Raw genomic sequence first — 17,110 nt, forward strand, 5'->3', positions numbered from 1 at the left:
GGAGGATTCATCAGCGCTCTTCTATTCGCGGCTGTATTAACTCTTTTCGCATTTTTCGTTCTTAATGATACTTCCCCGGTGGAGATTGGAAAAAGTCTCCGAGAACAGGCAGAGGTGAGTGAAAATGGCAAAAAAGGAAGTAACTAGCAAGAAAGCAGCCTCAGCAGCGTCGAAAGTACTGCGGAGTCAAAGCTCTAGTAAGGCAGCAAAATCTGCAGCAGGCTCTGCCCTGAGTCAAACTAAGGCGCCAAAAAAGGTAACTAGCTCCAAGGCAGGCAGTGCGGCCTCAAAAACGCTGCGGAGTTCAGGTTCTAGCAAGTCAGCCAAAACGTCATCTGGTTCTGCATTAACGCAGCGCCCTGATAAGAAAAAGCGTTAACAAGCGCAGGCACCGCGACGAGAATCTGTAGGGGTCAGAGTCATCGATACCGGTTCTAACCCACCTATAACTGCCGCGTCCCTATCGCCCTGGGGTTATTCCTGCACTCCGGCGGCTCACTGAATCAAAACGGAATGTCATCATCCGTGTTGCTAAAGGATTGGTCGTATGGCGTGTTGTCTGCCGGTGGGTAAGGCTCACTATCAGCGGCACTGGCGTCTGACTGGATTTTCCAGCCCACCAGATTATTGAAGTAGCGCCCGTTGTACTCGCGCCCACGAATATCGAAGCTCACGGTAACGATCTGCCCAACACTGAGGCTGTCCAGCAGGCTGATCTTTTCTTTCAGGAATTCCAGGCTGATATCCTGCGGGTAGTTGCCGTCTTCGACGGTGACCACCATTTCCCGCTTGCTAAAACCGCTATTGAAGGTTTGTGTTTCCTGAATCAGCTTAATTTTGCCGGTGAGCTCGTATGACATGCTTCTCTCTCGGGGGTTGCGTGTGTGCCACAGTTGGCCAAACGCATTGTACCAATGCCGGATTGAATCGCCAGACTTGGCGTCAACGGAGCAAGCGTGATTAATTGCCGCCCTCTGGCTATCCCCGCTGACTACCCCCTCAGTCCAACCCCAACCACGCTTTAAGACTGTTGCCGATGTCGACAATTTCCTCCATACAGACTTCATGCTGCATGGGGTAGCTGCGGTAGGTGGGTTTAAAGCCCATGCTTTGCAGGATTTGATCGGCGGTATGGCCCATCACTTCGGGCACCATTGGGTCTTGGCTGCCGTGGAAAATGTGGATAGGCAGGGCCTTGTTTGCCTCCGAGAGGGTGACTTCTTTGGCGGTGGCAAAGTAGGTAGACATTGTCAGCAAACCCGCCAGCGGTTTGGGGTAGGAAAGCGCGGTGTGGTACACCACTGCCCCGCCCTGGCTAAAACCTGCCAATACGATGCGCTCGCTGGGAATACCGGCATCCAGTTCACGCTGAATTAGCTCGCGCACGGCCGCAGAGGAGGCTTCTATCTGCTCGGTATCAATCTCGCGCTCCAGCGACATGGCGAGTATGTCGTACCAGGCGGGCATGACCATGCCGCCATTGATTGTGACGGGAATCTCCGGCGCGTGGGGGAAGATAAAGCGCACGCCGTGATTTTCCGGTAAGCCAAGATGAGGCACCACCGGCACAAAGTCGTGGCCGCTGGCACCCAGGCCATGTAGCCAAATGACGGCAGCATCGGCCTTCGTTTGCGGTTCTATTACTTCACATTTGAGCAAAATGCAGCTCCTTAGGGTTTATCCGTTGCGGGGAGAATATCACGTCCAGACTAGTCCAGCCTGTTCTACAATAGCTTACGGCCCCACATAAAGAATGAGCAGGAGAGAACCCGCAGGCGGCACTATGTACACCAGGAAACCCACAGAATCGGAACAGCGTCCTATTCCGTAGCGCTAGAAAATAACTCCATAAGGCCTATTAATGAGCACACGTTTGATTTTCGCAGCCCTTGCGTGCCTCGGCTTAATCGCATGTAGTCACGACGGCACATCGACCACCACTAGCGAGCCCCGAACACTCAGTGACATTAAAACCTCGGGGGAGCTGCGGGTACTGATGCGCAACGCGCCTACGATTTACTACCTGGATAAAGATAGCCACGCCGCTGGGCCGGAATATCAGATGGCGGAGGCGTTTGCGGAACACCTCGGGGTAAAATTGGTGGTCGTGCTTGAGGAAACCATTACCGACACCCTTAATGCTCTCAAAGCGGGAAAAGCCGATATGGCAGCCGCAGGGCTCACGGTAACCGATCAACGGGAAGCCCAGTTCCTGTTTTCCAAGCAGATAGAGAGTGTTACCGAACAACTGGTATGCCGTCGCGGCGGGAACGTGGCGAAGTCGCTAGATCAACTTCATAAGGTCTCGCTGGAAGTGGTTGCTGGCAGCAGCTACGAAGAGACTTTGCAATCCCTAAAGCTTAGTAACCCTCAATTGAGCTGGAAAAGTAATACCCAAACAGGCACCGAAGCCTTATTACAAAAAGTGTGGGACAGCAAAATTGACTGTACGGTTGCCGATTCCAATATCGTCGATGTGAACCGCCGTTTTATGCCGGAGCTGGTTGTAATGCTCGATGTGAGCCAAGCCAAGTCACAGGCTTGGATGATGCCCAAAGGCAGCTCGTCTCTCAAATCTGCAGTGAACACCTGGCTGAACAGCAACACCGGCAAGGCCACTGCCCAGTTAGTCCACGACCGTTACTACAGCTATATAGAAAAGTTCGACTTTGTCGATATACGCACGCTAGTCAAACGCATTGAAGATCGCCTGCCCAAGTATGAGTCGATCTTTGCGAATGCCGCCAAACAACACAACCTCGACGAAACCCTTATCGCCGCGCAAGCCTATCAAGAATCTCATTGGGACGCTCAAGCCAAAAGCCCCACCGGGGTGCGTGGCATTATGATGCTGACGCAAAACACCGCAAAGTCGTTGGGTGTTAAAGATCGCCTGAACCCTAAAGAGGCCATTCCCGCTGGCGCGCTATACCTGCACAAGATGCGAGAGCGCTTTGACGACACTATCCCAGAGCCAGATCGCACGTATATGGCATTGGCAGCTTACAATATCGGTCGTGCTCATATGCATGATGCGCAAACCCTGGCTCGCAAATTAGGCAAGGACCCCGCGCGATGGTCAGATATGAGAGAGGTACTGCCGTTGCTGTCGGATAAGCGCTATTACAAAGACCTGAAATATGGCTATGCACGGGGCTTGGAGCCGGTGCGCTATGTACAGCGGATAAGGAACTACGAAGACATTATTAAAGGGTATGATGAGTAGGATGCGAAGCCACAGCGTCTCGCAGCAATAGCGCGACACGTTCTATAGCGGCCTTGCAGGATGGTGGCGGTAGGTCAGTGCCAATTCACGCCTGCGTTCACGTTTAGTCCGCCTTTATTTGCTAGCATAGGGGTATCCTTGGGTTTGAGGCGGGCACGCGTGAAATCAATATTGCAGAAAATTTTCTGGCCAATTCTTAAAGTTTTTGAAACGACTGAGGAGCCAGCTAACTATAAGCCCTCTCATCGGGTGATTTTAAATATCGTGGGGTCATTGTTTGTATTGTTATCGCTGGGTTCCGCTGCAGCGGCACTCAACAGTGACCAGCTTGGCGCGCTGGTTCCCGTCGTCGTATTTTTCTGTATCGGCTTTGTTTCGCTGCTTGTCGGCGCCTTAGGCTCAGATAGCGCGGTGGCCAAAATCTGGGGCAACAAATAGGCCGTTGCAGTCCGCTTCACTCGCCGATCAGAATCAATTTCCCGGTTTCCGGGTCGCGATATACAGTGCCCAGAGATTCGTAGCCGCTGCCGTCTTGCAGCTTTGACTGGATACTGTCCGGCGCCTGCGGCAGCTCTTCACCCAGCGATAAATCCCGTTGCTGGCGTGTGCTGTCAAAGTGCTGCTGTAGCTCGGGGCTATAGGCCACGAGTGCGGCGATCAAACCGCAGGCAAATACCAGAATAATGTCCACCAGGTTCGCCATGGGCCCCAGTGGGTCGTCATCGTGCTCAAAGAAGTGACTGCGCCGCCAATCATCCATTGTGCTATTCCCCTGCGTCTGTCGACGGCGTTAGTGCCAGCAGCGCTCGGTCGTACCAGCGGCGGCGCAAGCGGCCAAGTACAAATCCGATCATGCCCGCCAACAAGCCAATGACCGTCGTATCAAAGGCCGTGATCATCGCCGTGGTAAGCACCTGCAAGTCGCCCTCACCCAACGCGGCCAGCCCTGGCCCCAATGGAATCAGTGTGCCCATGAGGCCGAGCATGGGCGAGAGTCGCGTGACAAAATCTGCCCTCTCAATGCGCCGCCGCCCCGTTGCCAGTAGCCCGGCGCGGCTCATGCGGGCAATGCCGCCAAAGCGCTCACCCAGCGCCAGGCCACACTCAAACACGGCCACAGCCAACATAAGCAACAGTGCCCACACCACAGGCTCTAACAGCAGGCCAGATAACGTATGTAAAGCATCCAGCGATAAACTCGAAAACATAGCGACTTTCCTTTTCTAACGGTTACGCATTAGCGCGCAAACCGCGGCGAATACCCACACCAAATAACACGACGACCATTGCCAGCAGCCAATACCATGTTGGCGACATGCCACTGCGCGCCGACTCAGCCTGCTCACCGTCACCCTTCGCTGCCGACAACTCCTCGGCATGCTGGTCCGGCGCTAGCTCACTCGGCGCCACTTGCACTTCACGAATGGTGCTGGGCTGAGCAGCCGGTTGCTCGGCGACCGTGCGGCTGCGCGCCAACACGGCCTCAAGCTCCGCTGCGCGCTCGGCGCTGAGCTGGGCTTTTACTAGCTCATACATTGGGTGATTAGCATGGGTGTGGCCGCTGCCAGGGTTGCCGTGCTCAATAATATTGCTGGCAAACTGCTGGGCGAGCTGGGCGGTGGTTTGCTCACCGGCCTGCCAAAACCCTTTGTCGATGGCCACCAACATCACCGCCAAAATATTGGTTTGTACATAGCGCTTATCACCTTCGCTCAGGAAGGTATCCAGCCCAAGGTCGCGGCTGTCGTCGATGTAAACGTCTTTTAGTTCGCTCCACACCGCGTCGCTGATTAACTCCGGGCTGGTGACTTCCCAGCCCCAGAGGTACTCGACGAATTCACTGCCCATGGTGCGTGCACCGGCGTAGCCCTCTTCCATTAGGGGTTTGATCCACTGTGGATTGAAGAAACGACCGCGCAACTCGGTGGCGAGCGTTTTCTGTAAGCTGTCCATACGCAGCGCATCGCTGCGGGCATGATTGATTACGGCGCTTTCCGGCTGTCGACCGGTGACGGTTTCCACGGCCAAATTAAAACCGCCGAGGTAGTCGAAGGCGTCGTTATTGTCGATCAAACCATAGAGGTTACTGGCGCGCCCGAGAAAGGTTTTGGATACACCCGCCAGCTGGTCGCGAAACACCTGCTGCGCCGCGTCGCCCTGCAAACCCACGCCGAAGGCATGCCCCATGCGCTTGAGGTAGACCTCACCCAGCTCCTTCCGGTCTTGCCAGGCACCTGAACGCTCAACCAGTCGGTTAATACCTGCGCCGTAACCGCCCGGCGCAATACCAAAGACGCGCAGGCTGGCTTGCCGCCCCACTTCACTGGCACCCATCCCCGGCTGCGCGGCGAGCATCGCGCGCGCCTCTACCACCCAGTTAGTCGCCACTTGGTTTTTCTCCAGCGGCTCGCGACCACCGGCTGCGGTATCTTCGATCAGCGCCAGCGCGGCATTGAGGGCGGGCCGTAAATTCGGGTATCGCTCTGCGATGATGTCGCGGCTGGCATCCACCGCCATTAACACGGCGCGATCAAGCAAGTTCATGTGTCGCCCGTATAAATCGCGAAACAGCCCAGAGGCGGTAAACAACACGTCCATACGCCGGGGCTGATCCTCGCCAAGCTCGATGCGCTCCAGCCCTTTTACAATGCCGCGACTGTTCCACACCGGCCGCATACCCAGCAGCTTTAGGCCAAAGGCCACCATCGCCCCTTCGTCCCGCACCGCATCCGAGGCCCAAAGAATCACGCCCTGTTTATTAGCGGGGCCCGCTTCGCCGAATTTGGCGGCAACGCGCTGGGCGTTTTCACGCAGCAGAACCTCGTCGCCTTGCTCGCCGCGAAGCACCTGATCAGCCAGCTGGCGTCCAACCTGATAGCCGAGCTTGCTGGGAATAAGACTGCCGTCCAGGGCGTGAAAGTTACGTCCCGTGGGCAAGGCCTCGGGGGTTCGAATCGGGTCGTTGCCTTTACCCGGCGCAACAAAGCGCCCATTCAAGCCATTGAGTAGCGCGGTCATCTCGGCTTGGGGAGAACGCGTCAGGTCTCGCCGCCACGTCGTTTTTTCAGCCTCAGTCGCGCCGCTGTCCGCCATCGAAGCCAACATGGTATCAACACCGGCCGTGCTCCAGTCGCGACCCAATACATGCAGGCCCAGCGGCATAAAGTCTTCCTGAACATGGGTCAGGTAGTGGCCGACTTCGTGGAGAAAGAGCTCTTCATCAATCTCTTCAAAACCGATACCTCGCACTTTTAGCTCTTCGTCCATAGACGCTTCCAGCTCATCGCGCAGGCCATATTCATCGATTTTCGCCCTGAGCTGCGCCAGTGCGCCGCTGCGGGTGAACGGGTCACTCGCGGCCTCTGCGCTCTCCACTAACTGCCGCACTTCCAATAGCTCATCGTAAAGCTCCGTGACTGCCAGAGGCGGTGTTAAGTGATCCACCATCACCGCCAGGCCACGGCGTTTGGCTTGAATCCCCTCGCCAACACCATCGACGATGTAGGGATACACCCCCGGCAAATCACCCGCGATAATGCTCGGGTAGTCGTCTTCCCCCAGGCCCACACCCCTACGCGGCAAAAACTCGTAGGTGGAATGACGACCCACATGCACCAGCGCATCGGCGCCAAAGTCATCCTGCAAGTAGCGATAGAACGCCAGGTACTGATGCGGCGGCGGAAAACTCAAATTGGCGTGCAACAGCTCTTCGTTCAGTTCCCAGCCCCGCGGTGGCTGCGGGCCGACGAAGACATTGCCAAAGCGAACGCCGGGCACCAGCAAACGCTCGTCCCAGACCATTACCTTGCCGGGGGCATCGCCCCAGCCGCGAATGCCTTCAATGCCCAGCGCAACCAGCGCCGCCACCCGCGCCTCGGTGGCCTGCCATGACGCCTGGCCACCACTGGCCACGGCATCAATTTGCGTCTGGTATTCGCGCTCTAGCTGCTCCAATAAATCCAGCGCCCGATTGCGGCTTTTTTGACGCACACCATCGAGGGCGTGGTGAAGATTCGTGACGGTATTGTGCATACTCTCGGTGAGTAGCGTTAAACGTTTCTGGCGCAGGCGAAAATCCTGAAGTGCGCTGAGCCTCTCAAGCTGACTCACCATGCGCTGGTGTAACTCTCCCAGCGGGCCAGCCACCATTTCTTGCTGCACAACCTTGGGCAGCGTGGCAAACCACTTCCGATAGTCGTCTGCACTCAGGCTGGCGACCTTGCCAGACATCTCCGCCAATGCCTGACGGTCTTCGGGTAAATTCACCCCCCGTTCCTGCAGCAAACTCAGCAAGGCCTCGGTACTCTCTGGAAGCTTTCCGGTGTGATAGCCCGCAGACTGCAATGCCTTCAGCATCTCCAGCAAACTGTCGGGCACATTGAGATTATCTGCGCCGATATTGTGGCGACCGGGAGGATGGTTGTAGTAGACAATGGCGATCCGTTTATCGACGTTGCGCTTGTTTTGCAGCGCCAACCAACGCTCTACCCGCCGCAGTTGCCGGGCCAACTCAGCGCCCACCACTTCGCTGCGACGCAGCTTGGCACCGGTGGCCGGGTCGATACCGGAGTCTGACGCCAGCGAGAGAATTTGCGCCTGTCCAATGCCCTGTAGTTCAGGCATGGCCAACCGGTAGTGCACCGAATCTGCGGGCAAACCCTGAGCGGAAAGCTGCCAGTCACTATAGCCCCAGTCCAGCACCCGCAGGCCTTTCAACACAGGCAGATTAAGCGCTTGCAGTGCATCGAGAACCGCTTGGCGACCTTCACCGCCGCCGACGACAAAGTCCTGCAGAGAAATAATGACCGAGGGCGTCGCCGCGCGCTTGCCAGCCATTAGCGTTGCGATGGTATCTACAGCGTCGACGCTGGGCTCACCCCATGCCGCCAATAACGAGACGCACTGCCACTGCGGGTTTGCGCAAATGGCGCGATGCAACGCCCATTCCCCGTTGAGATCGCCGGTGTTGTGGTCGAGCACCCAAACAATGGGTTTATCGGCAGACAGTGATTTATCCAGCTCGTCACTCATCAGCCAACGCTCCCCTTGTTTGCTGTGTAAGGCCAAACGCAGCGGCGCCTGTTCGCGCAGTGTTGCGGCCTCACCGTCATTCAGCAGCGCAATCAATGACTCGGCATTCACCGCCGAGCGGTGAATCCAATACGCCCGTGCCTGCAACCACGCGCTGTACTCAGGAAATTTTTGCTGACTGGCCGCCAGTGAATCAGCATCCAGCGCTAAGCCCTCGCTGCCCACAAACTGCTGACTAACGGCGCTGGAAAACGGCTGCCCATTGGCATCACGCTGCAGCGCCATAAGCCGGTTGTCACTGTGCAATACAAAGCGGCGTTGACCGCGCGGATACGCCATTGCCAGCAGGCGTTCGACGGATTCGCCGAACACCCCGGCGAGAAGTAAGGAATGATGACTCAGCAGCAGCTGTTGTAAATCTGCGTCGTTCAGGCGCTCTACTTGGCTAACAGTGCGAATCGCTATATCCGCCTGCGGCTTCTTATCAAGATAGCGGTGAGCACCCGCCACCAGCACCGAGGAAGAGCGGTCGGAGACGATCACCAGGCTAGCCTGCGCCGCCGAGCACAACATACTCGCTGTCAGTGCGAGGAGGAATACCAGTAACGCCTTAGTCCAGTGCCATTTGTTAAAATGCTGATTCACCCGAAGTCCCTTCCTGTACGGCAGCCAAAGTAAGGCCGTGATACCGCGTGCAAGTGGACGTCTCGACAACTGGCATAACCAGCTATTGCGCTCGCATGCCCACCCGCATGTGATTGATAAAACGCGGTTGTCGAAAAGGGAGGAATTTAGAAGGGAAAACTGACCCTGCTACGTCGCCCACCGCAACTACGCACTGTGTTCAGGCCGGTCTCCGGGCTTACAGAAGTGGATCTCTCCAAATGTTTGACGCCTTCCCGTCGTGAGACAGTGGCCGTGCCAAACTACTTCTGATTACCGTTGCGGGGGCAGCACAGGGCTAGCATGCATGGCCAGAATCAGCACAGTATGCGCACCTGTTTCCCGTTTAACCCAAGTAAAACAACAATTGGGCACCTGGAACAGGGAGCGATCATACCGACTTAATTAACTCGGTCAAGACAAAGGCGCGGGCACTAAGTACCGGGTAGCAGACGCCAGGCGATATTTAATCGCGCGAAATTTGTGTGGGTCAGCCAATGGCTTGCGAGATCAATACTCTGAGTTTTTCCTCGTAGCCGCTGCGCAGTTCGCGATACATTTCCTCACCAAACATCTGGCTCAATGTCGGCTCGGAAACCAGAAAGTAATTCATCGCTCCCAGCAGCTGATACACGGAAATTAAGGCCTGGGCATCGGACGAAAAGGTGGAAGGCGAGGCCTGCTTGGCCAACGCGATAAGCGACTCCAAAAATGGCCGCAGGTACCAAACATTGGCAGAGGTTGCGCGGTGTTTATTGTCCAGGAGTTCGCGCATTAGCAGCTGCGTTTTGTAGGTCTGCCCTTCCAGCAGGCGGTAAAAGCGTATCAGCGTGTCTTCCAAGGCACTGCTACCCTCGCCGCTTGTGGCATCGCCCGCTGCCTCTAGTTCTGCCATCAACTGGTCAGAAATTCCTTTCAGCACTTCGCCGTATAGCTTTTCCTTGCTGCCAAAGTGGTGAAGCAGGGCCTGCTTTGTATAGGGCAACTCGTCGGCAATGGCCGCAATGCTGGTGCCATAGAAACCGCGCTCGGCAAACAGACGTGTTGCCACCGACAAAAATTGCTGTCGCGTATCCGCTGCCTCACTCATCGCCATGCGCTCCTACTGTTTTTTTCAAACGGGCTGTTTGCCACACTCTATTGCCGCTTGACAGCTTACCATGTGGTAAGTATGGTTTCACTTACCACATGGTAAGCCGCGTAAATCGCAAGGGGTCGCAGCGTGAAACACACAACTGAAATCCACCGCATTAACGAGTTGCTGAAACTCAATGAAGAAAAGTCCGCCTTTCTTGACGACAGCGTTAGCCATAACCCTGTTGAGCACTACTATTCGGCGTCGATTTTCGAGCGGGAACAGGCCGCCATTTTCCGGCGACTACCCCAGCCTCTGGTGCACAGCAGCGAGCTGAAAGAACCCGGCGCTTTTCTGCGCCGCACACTGGCCGGCTTACCTCTGCTGATCACCCGCGATGCCGATGGCCACGTGCATGTTTTTTTAAATGTTTGCCGCCACCGGGGCACGCGATTGGTAGATGAACAATCTGGCTGCAAACACCGCTTCACCTGCCCCTACCACGCCTGGACCTGGGACAACCGCGGCGAGCTTATTGGTGTACCCCATCAAAAGCTGGGCTTCCCCGATCTGGACCGCGCTCAGCACGGCTTAAAACGACTTGGTTGCAGCGAGTTTGGTGGTTGGCTGTGGGTAAATCCGGCCGGCGAAGAAGCGCCGGATATCCCCGCCTTTTTGCAGGACTATGCCCCGGACTTTTCATGGTTTGGCGGCGAGTCGCTGCAGCTTCTCCACGTAGAGGAGCAAACCCGTGAGGTGAATTGGAAGTTGTTGGTGGAGGGCGGCATAGAGGCCTATCACTTCCGCGTGGCCCACCGAAACACCATCGCGCCTTACTTCTTTGACAACTTATCGAGCTACGAAAGCAGCGGGCCGCACCTGCGCTCCATACTTGCCAAACGCTCAATGGCCGATTTGCGCACGCAAGCTGAAGCTGACTGGCAGCTGCGCGACCATGCTCAGGTGGTCTACACCTTGTTCCCAACCACCCAGCTCCTGGTGCAGTCTGACCATATTGGATGGGTGCACTTTGAGCCACTCAGCGCGTCGTCTACGCGCATGCGGCTGTGTACACTGGTGCCGGCAAACCGCGTCGAAACGGACAAAGACCTGGCGCACTGGGCGAAAAATCATGCGATAACCGTGAAAACGCTCAGCGAGGATTTTGAAATTGGCGAGAGCATACAACAGGGGCTGCGTTCAGGCGCAAACGAAGCGCTAAACTTCGGCCGGTTTGAAGGGGCACTGGCGGTATTCAACCAGCAAATCAGTGATCGACTCTCGCCAGAATAGCGATAACACAGGGTTGCGATAAGAACGCAGCCTCTGTTTCCGAGGTGATATGAATACACGCGCTCGTAGCTATTTGCACATGCCGACCATTCCCCGCGAGTTTATCGCGCAGATGGTCGAACACCTGCCGCCACAGGAGCTGGCAAATTCCTCACTGAAGGGCTTGGTATCCGACCTGCTGAGTAAGAAAAGAGTCAGCATCAACGAATATCGCAGCTTGCACCGCTGTCTGGCCGAGCAATTAGATGACGAAATGCTGGGCTTCCTGCCGCGACCCGTGCCGCGAGGAAGCCTGAATACCCTGAGCCATCTGCTGGTGCACAGTCCAGACCTGTACAGCGCCCTGGAAAACTACAATCGCTTTTACAGCCTGTTTCTCGATGCCGAGCAAACTCTGTTGGACTTGTCGCAGTTACGCAGCCAGCACTGTATCGAGCTCAGGCGCATTAACGGTCGTACGACCAGTCCTATGTTTCAACAAACCATAATGATGGCACTGGTGAAGATTCCCAGCTGGCTGGCGGGGCAACAATTGCCCATCCGCTCGCTGCACTTCCAGTTTGACGCAATGCCCTTCGACCGCGAGTTTGCCTATCTTTATGGCGCCGTACCGAGCTTTGGTGCGGCCTCGACACGCTTGCAATTTCAAGCGGCGGCGCTGGCCTTTGCGGTGCGCCCATCGCTGAATGCGGATGACTACAGCAAGCGATTTATGGAGCATTTCCTGTACTGGTCTGACGATGATGACCTCACCCGGCGGGTGTACGCAGAAATCTCTCACCGCCTGGGGAACAATGACGCAGACGTGATTGCAATAGCGGGGATACTGGGTGTGTCGAAACACACCCTGGCCCGCCACCTCAAAGCCAGAGGCACGAGCTACTCGACCATCCTCGCTAAAGTGCGCCGCGACAAAGCGCTGTATCAGCTGGTAAATAGCGATGCCTCTATCGAAGCAATTGCCGAACAGCTCGGCTACACAGAAACCGGATCATTCAGCCGCTCTTTCAAAAGCTGGATGGGAATCAGCCCCGCCGACTATAGAAAGATCGCGCAGCAAAATGCGACGAAATGCTAAATTCTTGCAACGCCTAAACATTCTTCCCGCAGCGACTGCCGCCTACACTGCATCGAAGGCTTACCTAAGGGCCAACAAATATCGATTCAGAGGAAAAGGCGATGACGACATCCAAGCAAAAAAACTTTGACAGCTATGTGTCTTCTGAGACCGCTCGTAAGTACAAAAAATCGGCCTCCGATGCATTGAGCAAAGTAGATCGACACATGCTGGATAAGCAGTTGGCCGCAGTTCAGCGAGATGGCTACGTTATTATCCCCAACGTCCTTTCTGCTGAACAACTGCATGAAATTCGACAAGAGGTGTCTCCCCTCCTGGACAGCACGGGCCGCAATGACTTTGAGGGAGCGCTGACCCAGCGACTGTATTCCGTTATTGCGAAGACTTTCGTTTGTAACCCGTTAGTCGAGCATCCACTTATTCTGGCGTTACTCGACAGCCTCTTTCAGCCGGGCTATCTCTTGTCACAGTTACAAGTCATCAACATTTTGCCGGGAGAGAGCCAGCAGGCCATACACACCGACGATGCTTTTTACGCTCTGCCGCGCCCACGGCAGGCACTAGGCGCCGCGACTGTGTGGGCGATAGATGACTTCACGACAGAAAATGGCGGCACCGTGGTGATTCCGGGGTCTCACCAATGGGGAGAGGGTGGCCCCACCGACGAGCAGCTGTCCCGGCAAATTCACTGCGAAATGCCCGCAGGCTCAGTGGTGTTTTTTCTCGGAACGCTGTGGCATGGCGGCGGCGCGAACCGTTCCTCGTCCTCACGGCTGGCTATCACTGCGCAGTATTGTGAGGGCTACTGCCGTACTCAGGAAAACTTCAGCTTATCTATACCACTGAAGCGCGTGGCACAATGTTCAGAAGATATTAAACGGATGCTGGGCTACTCAATTTATGGCCCATTTATGGGCATGGTCGATGGCAAGCATCCAAAGCGATTATTAGAGGGCCTGGCGTAATTTACTCGGTGATAGAAGCGCCGACGGTGACCGGCGCTTTTTCAGTTAGCATTTGCTCAACCGTATCACTGATAGGCTCGCTTACCTCTTACCGGATAGTTGTTGTCCGGGTCTCGTATCCAGCGCAAACCGGAAACCAAGGTGCTTATCTCTGGGCGAACGAAGGGGTTATTTGAGATATCCACCACATGTAGCTGGCCCTCAGCATTGATAACGAATATACCGGGCTCCGCAAAGGGATGGTCGGTTTCCTGCGCTGATCGCGGGTCAGAAATATACAGGCCCAGGGCCTGCATTTGCTCGACAGACAAGCCAGTGTACAGGGGGAAGTTAACCTTGAGTTCGGCTTTGTGCGCTGCCAGCTGCTCGGGGCTGTCGGCGGACACCGCGGCCATATCTACCCCACTATTTTTGAGCGTCTCTCTGACCTCCTCCAGACTGTTCAAGTACCGCGTACACAGAGGGCAATGCTTGCCGCGATAGACGACAATCATCATCCAGTCACACCCATTCTGTGGCGCAGTAATATCGCGAGTCGTTTGATCTTCGGCGGTAACGTGTATGCTCGGAAAAGGCATACCCGCTTCGAGCTTAGGCGTTGTCATAATGGCATCTCCCAGGTAAAACCATTAAAGGTGAGTGGCGAGGTGGCGTTGAAAACGCGTAAAGTCACTGTCGATATCAGGCGCCTTCATCACATCGTGCGCAGAGAAAGTCGGCAGCGGCGTCGCGGCAAAAAACTTCATATTTAAATGAACTGGTGCGAGTAAATCATCAACACTCATGCCGCTAAAAAATGGCTCAGCGGGATCGTCGAAGGCCTCTTTTGGGGCATTGAACGTCACCGACAACATGTAGCGTGTGTTCGCCAACACTCCCCCAGTGCCATAGTTGCGCTTGGGCTCAGCGGCGCTGCGGCCGTCCCCTTCGCAGAGTCGCCCATCCATGCCTGCGGTATACACCTCGTCCATGTACTTTTTGAAAGACCAGGGTACCCCCATCCAGTTCGCGGGGAATTGCATCAGCACAACATCTGCCCACTGATGGTTAGCTACCTCCTCGTCAACATTGTAGCCATCGGCAACAACCGTCTGGCGAACGGCGTCGCCGCGCTCGCCAAAGTAGGCTGCAGCGGCGGCAACGAAGGCTGCGTTTAACTCGCCCTTTGCGAAGTCATAGGGCTGATGCCCATTGATAATCAGAATATTACTCATGAAACCCTCCAGTCAGGTCAGGACTTGATTAAGCCAAGCAATGAGAGGACGATATCGGCAGTGGTTACCAAAAACAACCAGTTACCTTTTGGTTACCTTTGCATCAGCCCAACGGGTACAGTTGGGCGAAGAACGGGGAAAGCACACAATGAAAGCACGGGTGAACGTTGACGAACGAGGCCGCCGAACCGCCAGTGATGCCTGCCTGGAGCCCTGCTCGATTGAGCGCGGCATGAGGGTGATTGGTGGAAAATGGACTGGCTCAATTATTTACCACCTAAAAGACGGTCCAGTACGGTTTAATGACCTGGTACGAATGCTCGGCGGGGCAAGTAAGAAGATGATAGATCAACGCCTGAAAGAGCTTGAAGCGCGCAACATGGTGACGCGTACCGTGATCAGCGAGCGCCCGATCGCCGTCAATTATGCGCTGACAGACTTCGGCCGCAGTGCGCTGAAAATTTTGGACGATCTGCGAATATGGTCGGAGTCCAACAATATTACTTAACTACCATCGCGAATGGGTCTGCGGCAGCAACACAGACGCCCAGGCACGCACATCCACTATGTTTACGGGATTAAAATGATTAAACACATCGTACTCCTCACGTGGAAGCCCGAAACCACGAAAACTGAAATAGACGCCGTTAGCCAGGGGCTAGCCCGACTTCCAGAAGATATTCCAGAGATCGTCTCCTACCACTTTGGCCCCGATGCAAAACTGTATCGCGGCAATGCCGACTACGCGTTAGTGGCTGAGTTTCGCTGCGAGGCTGACTTAAAAACCTATGTTACTCACCCCAGCCACCAGCGCTTTATGAAAGAGGTGGCAAGCCCCATTCTCGACACCTTCCAGTCGGTACAAATTGAGTTCTAAATAGGCCGATATAAACCAGTTTTAATCATAAAAAAGGCCGCTGTATGCGGCCTATCGAACATCAGCAATTGTCGTTAGCTCAATGCCTTCGCCAGCGGACGATCCACTCTCACTTTGAACGGCATTTGAATTTCATAGGTAACGCCTGCCACGCGGGTTGGAATGGGCGAACCGGGTTCCAATTCCGGCGGCAACAAGCCTAAAGGACGGCTGCGCTGCCCGGATACGTATAAGCGGTCCCCAGTGGGGGCAATGGCAATGCCGGTCACCTCGGTAAGGTTAGGGTTGCCGGGAAGCTGTAACAGCGGAATGGTGGTTCGGTCCGGCAACAGCACCATGCAGCGCATAAAACCGCCGTCTTCCACCACCAGCATTTCACCGTCCAGCGTCATGGCAATATTGTCCACCCCCGTCAGCGGCTCTTCGGCATTGTCGAAGGGGGAGCCTGCCACGTCATCGCGAGGGGCGTAGATGCTCTCGATGGTTTCGCCGTCAATATCAATGGCCCAGATATTGTCGTCACTCTTCGTGGAAAAGAAGATAAAGCCATTGAGGTACCAAACCCCTTCATTGCCTCCAAAGATCGTGGCGTCGACCTCACCCACCGTAGCAGGCTGAGCGCGGCCGTCGTCAATGGCATCGTTCCATACAATCGGCGTCGGGCCAGCACGCGCGGCATCAATGCCGGCAGGCACATACAGCACCTGCAGTTTTCCGGCAGCCATGTCGGGGCGTTCATTGGCTACCGGCCAGCTGCTGCTCGTCCAGGCGGTGCGGTAAAAGCGGTCGGTTTCGGTGTCGATATCTTCGGTGTGGTAAATCGCTCGGCGCTCGGCATCAACCGCCACCATTTCGTGGGCTTTGCGGCCGAAGCACGGCAGCTCAACGGCCTCGCCGCCGTCGCGAAGCGGGCTGCACTCAAACATCTTACCGTCCCAGATTTCCTCGCCGTTAATCCAGGTTCCCCAGGGGGTGGCGCCGCCAGAGCAATTCGTGGTGGTACCGCGCTGGCAGGGGTAGGCATCGACAAGATTACCCGCCGCATCAAAACGCAAGGCACTGACCCCGCCGCCGAAAAATGGCGGCAAGAACGCGGCGGTATCGCGGTCTAGATTGCGTCGGAATTCACCAGTCGGGTCCTGGTCGCGGATCGTTGTCAGGTCGCGCGCTTCGGAGTTACTAACATAGATCCAGCCACCGTCGTCGGTTCTGAATGTGCCGCCGCCATCGGGGTCTGAATGCCAGAAGAACAGCGGGTCAACACTGGGCACCGGCGGCTCGCCAAATACCGCCAACTGACGGGAGGTGAACCCCAGAGGCAGGCGAATGCCGTCGTCATTGGGCTCTTGCAGAGGGCCTATGTTGCGAAATTTACTGGAGAACGTCGCACTACCATTGCTGCTGGAACTGGACGAACTGCCACCACAGGCGGTCAACCAGCTTGCCGTGGCAACACTGCCTGCCGAGAACAACAGGTTGCGCAGAAATAGTCGCCGCGACCAGCCCTTGCGCTCCGCTTCTTTAAGTAATGGATTCATCCAACCTTCCCCTCTAGTTTTCTAACTACTATTTTCTACTACTTGTATTTTCTATTACTAGGCCGCAGCGCCCAGCGCTGAAAAATGGCGACCGTGTGACACCGAGATGACAACCCCATAGGTTTTAGCATAGTTATATGACAGCGAGAT

The 17,110-nt window shown here is 55.7% G+C and carries 16 protein-coding genes and 1 riboswitch; of the genes, 7 read left to right on the plus strand and 9 right to left on the minus strand.

Features of this window, described 5'->3' with window-relative positions:
• Window positions 1-503 precede the first annotated feature (503 nt).
• Together ABNS66_RS11045 and ABNS66_RS11050 are read right to left on the minus strand one after the other, a co-directional pair.
• Window positions 504-860, minus strand: coding sequence for a DUF3127 domain-containing protein (locus tag ABNS66_RS11045; RefSeq protein ID WP_286838890.1), 357 nt, complete (start codon window positions 858-860; stop codon window positions 504-506).
• 139 nt (window positions 861-999) lie between these two features.
• On the minus strand, window positions 1,000-1,659 hold the full coding sequence (locus ABNS66_RS11050; RefSeq protein WP_286838893.1) for a carboxylesterase: 660 nt from the start codon (window positions 1,657-1,659) through the stop codon (window positions 1,000-1,002).
• A gap of 202 nt (window positions 1,660-1,861) precedes the next feature.
• On the opposite strand from ABNS66_RS11050, the gene mltF reads away from it, so the two are divergent.
• On the plus strand, window positions 1,862-3,226 hold the full coding sequence (gene mltF / locus ABNS66_RS11055) for a membrane-bound lytic murein transglycosylase MltF (RefSeq protein WP_286838896.1): 1,365 nt from the start codon (window positions 1,862-1,864) through the stop codon (window positions 3,224-3,226).
• A gap of 159 nt (window positions 3,227-3,385) precedes the next feature.
• A complete protein-coding gene (locus tag ABNS66_RS11060) occupies window positions 3,386-3,664 on the plus strand; it encodes a hypothetical protein (protein ID WP_348655323.1) in 279 nt (92 codons plus the stop codon).
• Between the two features lie 16 nt (window positions 3,665-3,680).
• Here the strand turns inward: ABNS66_RS11060 and ABNS66_RS11065 are convergent, their stop codons facing one another.
• The 4 genes from ABNS66_RS11065 to ABNS66_RS11080 form a co-directional block, all read right to left on the minus strand.
• A complete protein-coding gene (locus ABNS66_RS11065; RefSeq protein WP_286838901.1) occupies window positions 3,681-3,986 on the minus strand; it encodes a DUF2149 domain-containing protein in 306 nt (101 codons plus the stop codon).
• A gap of 4 nt (window positions 3,987-3,990) precedes the next feature.
• Window positions 3,991-4,434 (minus strand): MotA/TolQ/ExbB proton channel family protein, encoded by a 444-nt coding sequence (locus tag ABNS66_RS11070; RefSeq protein WP_286838903.1) that lies wholly within the window; start codon window positions 4,432-4,434, stop codon window positions 3,991-3,993.
• Window positions 4,435-4,456: 22 nt separating this feature from the next.
• Window positions 4,457-8,902, minus strand: coding sequence for a cobaltochelatase subunit CobN (locus ABNS66_RS11075; protein WP_286838905.1), 4,446 nt, complete (start codon window positions 8,900-8,902; stop codon window positions 4,457-4,459).
• A 184-nt stretch (window positions 8,903-9,086) separates the two neighbouring features.
• Window positions 9,087-9,314, minus strand: a riboswitch (cobalamin riboswitch).
• Between the two features lie 96 nt (window positions 9,315-9,410).
• Window positions 9,411-10,010, minus strand: coding sequence for a TetR/AcrR family transcriptional regulator (locus ABNS66_RS11080; protein ID WP_286838907.1), 600 nt, complete (start codon window positions 10,008-10,010; stop codon window positions 9,411-9,413).
• 132 nt (window positions 10,011-10,142) lie between these two features.
• Here ABNS66_RS11080 and ABNS66_RS11085 point away from each other — a divergent pair, with 132 nt between their 5' ends.
• The 3 genes from ABNS66_RS11085 (at window position 10,143) to ABNS66_RS11095 (ending at window position 13,331) form a co-directional block, all read left to right on the plus strand.
• Window positions 10,143-11,288, plus strand: a complete 1,146-nt coding sequence (locus ABNS66_RS11085) for an SRPBCC family protein (protein ID WP_286838909.1) — start codon at window positions 10,143-10,145, stop codon at window positions 11,286-11,288.
• Window positions 11,289-11,337: 49 nt separating this feature from the next.
• Window positions 11,338-12,366, plus strand: coding sequence for an AraC family transcriptional regulator (locus ABNS66_RS11090; protein ID WP_286838912.1), 1,029 nt, complete (start codon window positions 11,338-11,340; stop codon window positions 12,364-12,366).
• A 101-nt stretch (window positions 12,367-12,467) separates the two neighbouring features.
• Entirely contained in the window at window positions 12,468-13,331 is an 864-nt protein-coding gene (locus ABNS66_RS11095) for a phytanoyl-CoA dioxygenase family protein (protein WP_286838914.1), read from the plus strand.
• Between the two features lie 65 nt (window positions 13,332-13,396).
• Here ABNS66_RS11095 and ABNS66_RS11100 read toward each other — a convergent pair whose 3' ends face one another.
• Window positions 13,397-13,936, minus strand: coding sequence for a redoxin domain-containing protein (locus ABNS66_RS11100; protein ID WP_286838916.1), 540 nt, complete (start codon window positions 13,934-13,936; stop codon window positions 13,397-13,399).
• Window positions 13,937-13,960: 24 nt separating this feature from the next.
• Entirely contained in the window at window positions 13,961-14,545 is a 585-nt protein-coding gene (locus tag ABNS66_RS11105; protein ID WP_286838919.1) for an NAD(P)H-dependent oxidoreductase, read from the minus strand.
• Between the two features lie 148 nt (window positions 14,546-14,693).
• Between ABNS66_RS11105 and ABNS66_RS11110 the strand changes: the two genes are divergently transcribed.
• Window positions 14,694-15,053, plus strand: coding sequence for a helix-turn-helix domain-containing protein (locus ABNS66_RS11110; protein WP_204995175.1), 360 nt, complete (start codon window positions 14,694-14,696; stop codon window positions 15,051-15,053).
• A gap of 75 nt (window positions 15,054-15,128) precedes the next feature.
• Window positions 15,129-15,422 (plus strand): Dabb family protein, encoded by a 294-nt coding sequence (locus ABNS66_RS11115; RefSeq protein WP_286838921.1) that lies wholly within the window; start codon window positions 15,129-15,131, stop codon window positions 15,420-15,422.
• Between the two features lie 74 nt (window positions 15,423-15,496).
• Here ABNS66_RS11115 and ABNS66_RS11120 read toward each other — a convergent pair whose 3' ends face one another.
• A complete protein-coding gene (locus tag ABNS66_RS11120) occupies window positions 15,497-16,960 on the minus strand; it encodes an alkaline phosphatase PhoX (protein WP_286838922.1) in 1,464 nt (487 codons plus the stop codon).
• Window positions 16,961-17,110 lie beyond the last annotated feature (150 nt).

It is taken from the genome of uncultured Spongiibacter sp. (assembly GCF_964011655.1).
Lineage (GTDB): Bacteria > Pseudomonadota > Gammaproteobacteria > Pseudomonadales > Spongiibacteraceae > Spongiibacter > Spongiibacter marinus.

Coding starts and splice junctions, on each gene's coding strand:
- ABNS66_RS11045 (WP_286838890.1), bottom strand. CDS start 860: ATGTCATACGAGCTCACCGGCAAAATTAAGCTGATTCAGGAAACACAA.
- mltF (WP_286838896.1), top strand. CDS start 1,862: ATGAGCACACGTTTGATTTTCGCAGCCCTTGCGTGCCTCGGCTTAATC.
- ABNS66_RS11065 (WP_286838901.1), bottom strand. CDS start 3,986: ATGGATGATTGGCGGCGCAGTCACTTCTTTGAGCACGATGACGACCCA.
- ABNS66_RS11070 (WP_286838903.1), bottom strand. CDS start 4,434: ATGTTTTCGAGTTTATCGCTGGATGCTTTACATACGTTATCTGGCCTG.
- ABNS66_RS11080 (WP_286838907.1), bottom strand. CDS start 10,010: ATGAGTGAGGCAGCGGATACGCGACAGCAATTTTTGTCGGTGGCAACA.
- ABNS66_RS11090 (WP_286838912.1), top strand. CDS start 11,338: ATGAATACACGCGCTCGTAGCTATTTGCACATGCCGACCATTCCCCGC.
- ABNS66_RS11095 (WP_286838914.1), top strand. CDS start 12,468: ATGACGACATCCAAGCAAAAAAACTTTGACAGCTATGTGTCTTCTGAG.
- ABNS66_RS11100 (WP_286838916.1), bottom strand. CDS start 13,936: ATGACAACGCCTAAGCTCGAAGCGGGTATGCCTTTTCCGAGCATACAC.
- ABNS66_RS11105 (WP_286838919.1), bottom strand. CDS start 14,545: ATGAGTAATATTCTGATTATCAATGGGCATCAGCCCTATGACTTCGCA.
- ABNS66_RS11110 (WP_204995175.1), top strand. CDS start 14,694: ATGAAAGCACGGGTGAACGTTGACGAACGAGGCCGCCGAACCGCCAGT.
- ABNS66_RS11115 (WP_286838921.1), top strand. CDS start 15,129: ATGATTAAACACATCGTACTCCTCACGTGGAAGCCCGAAACCACGAAA.
- ABNS66_RS11120 (WP_286838922.1), bottom strand. CDS start 16,960: ATGAATCCATTACTTAAAGAAGCGGAGCGCAAGGGCTGGTCGCGGCGA.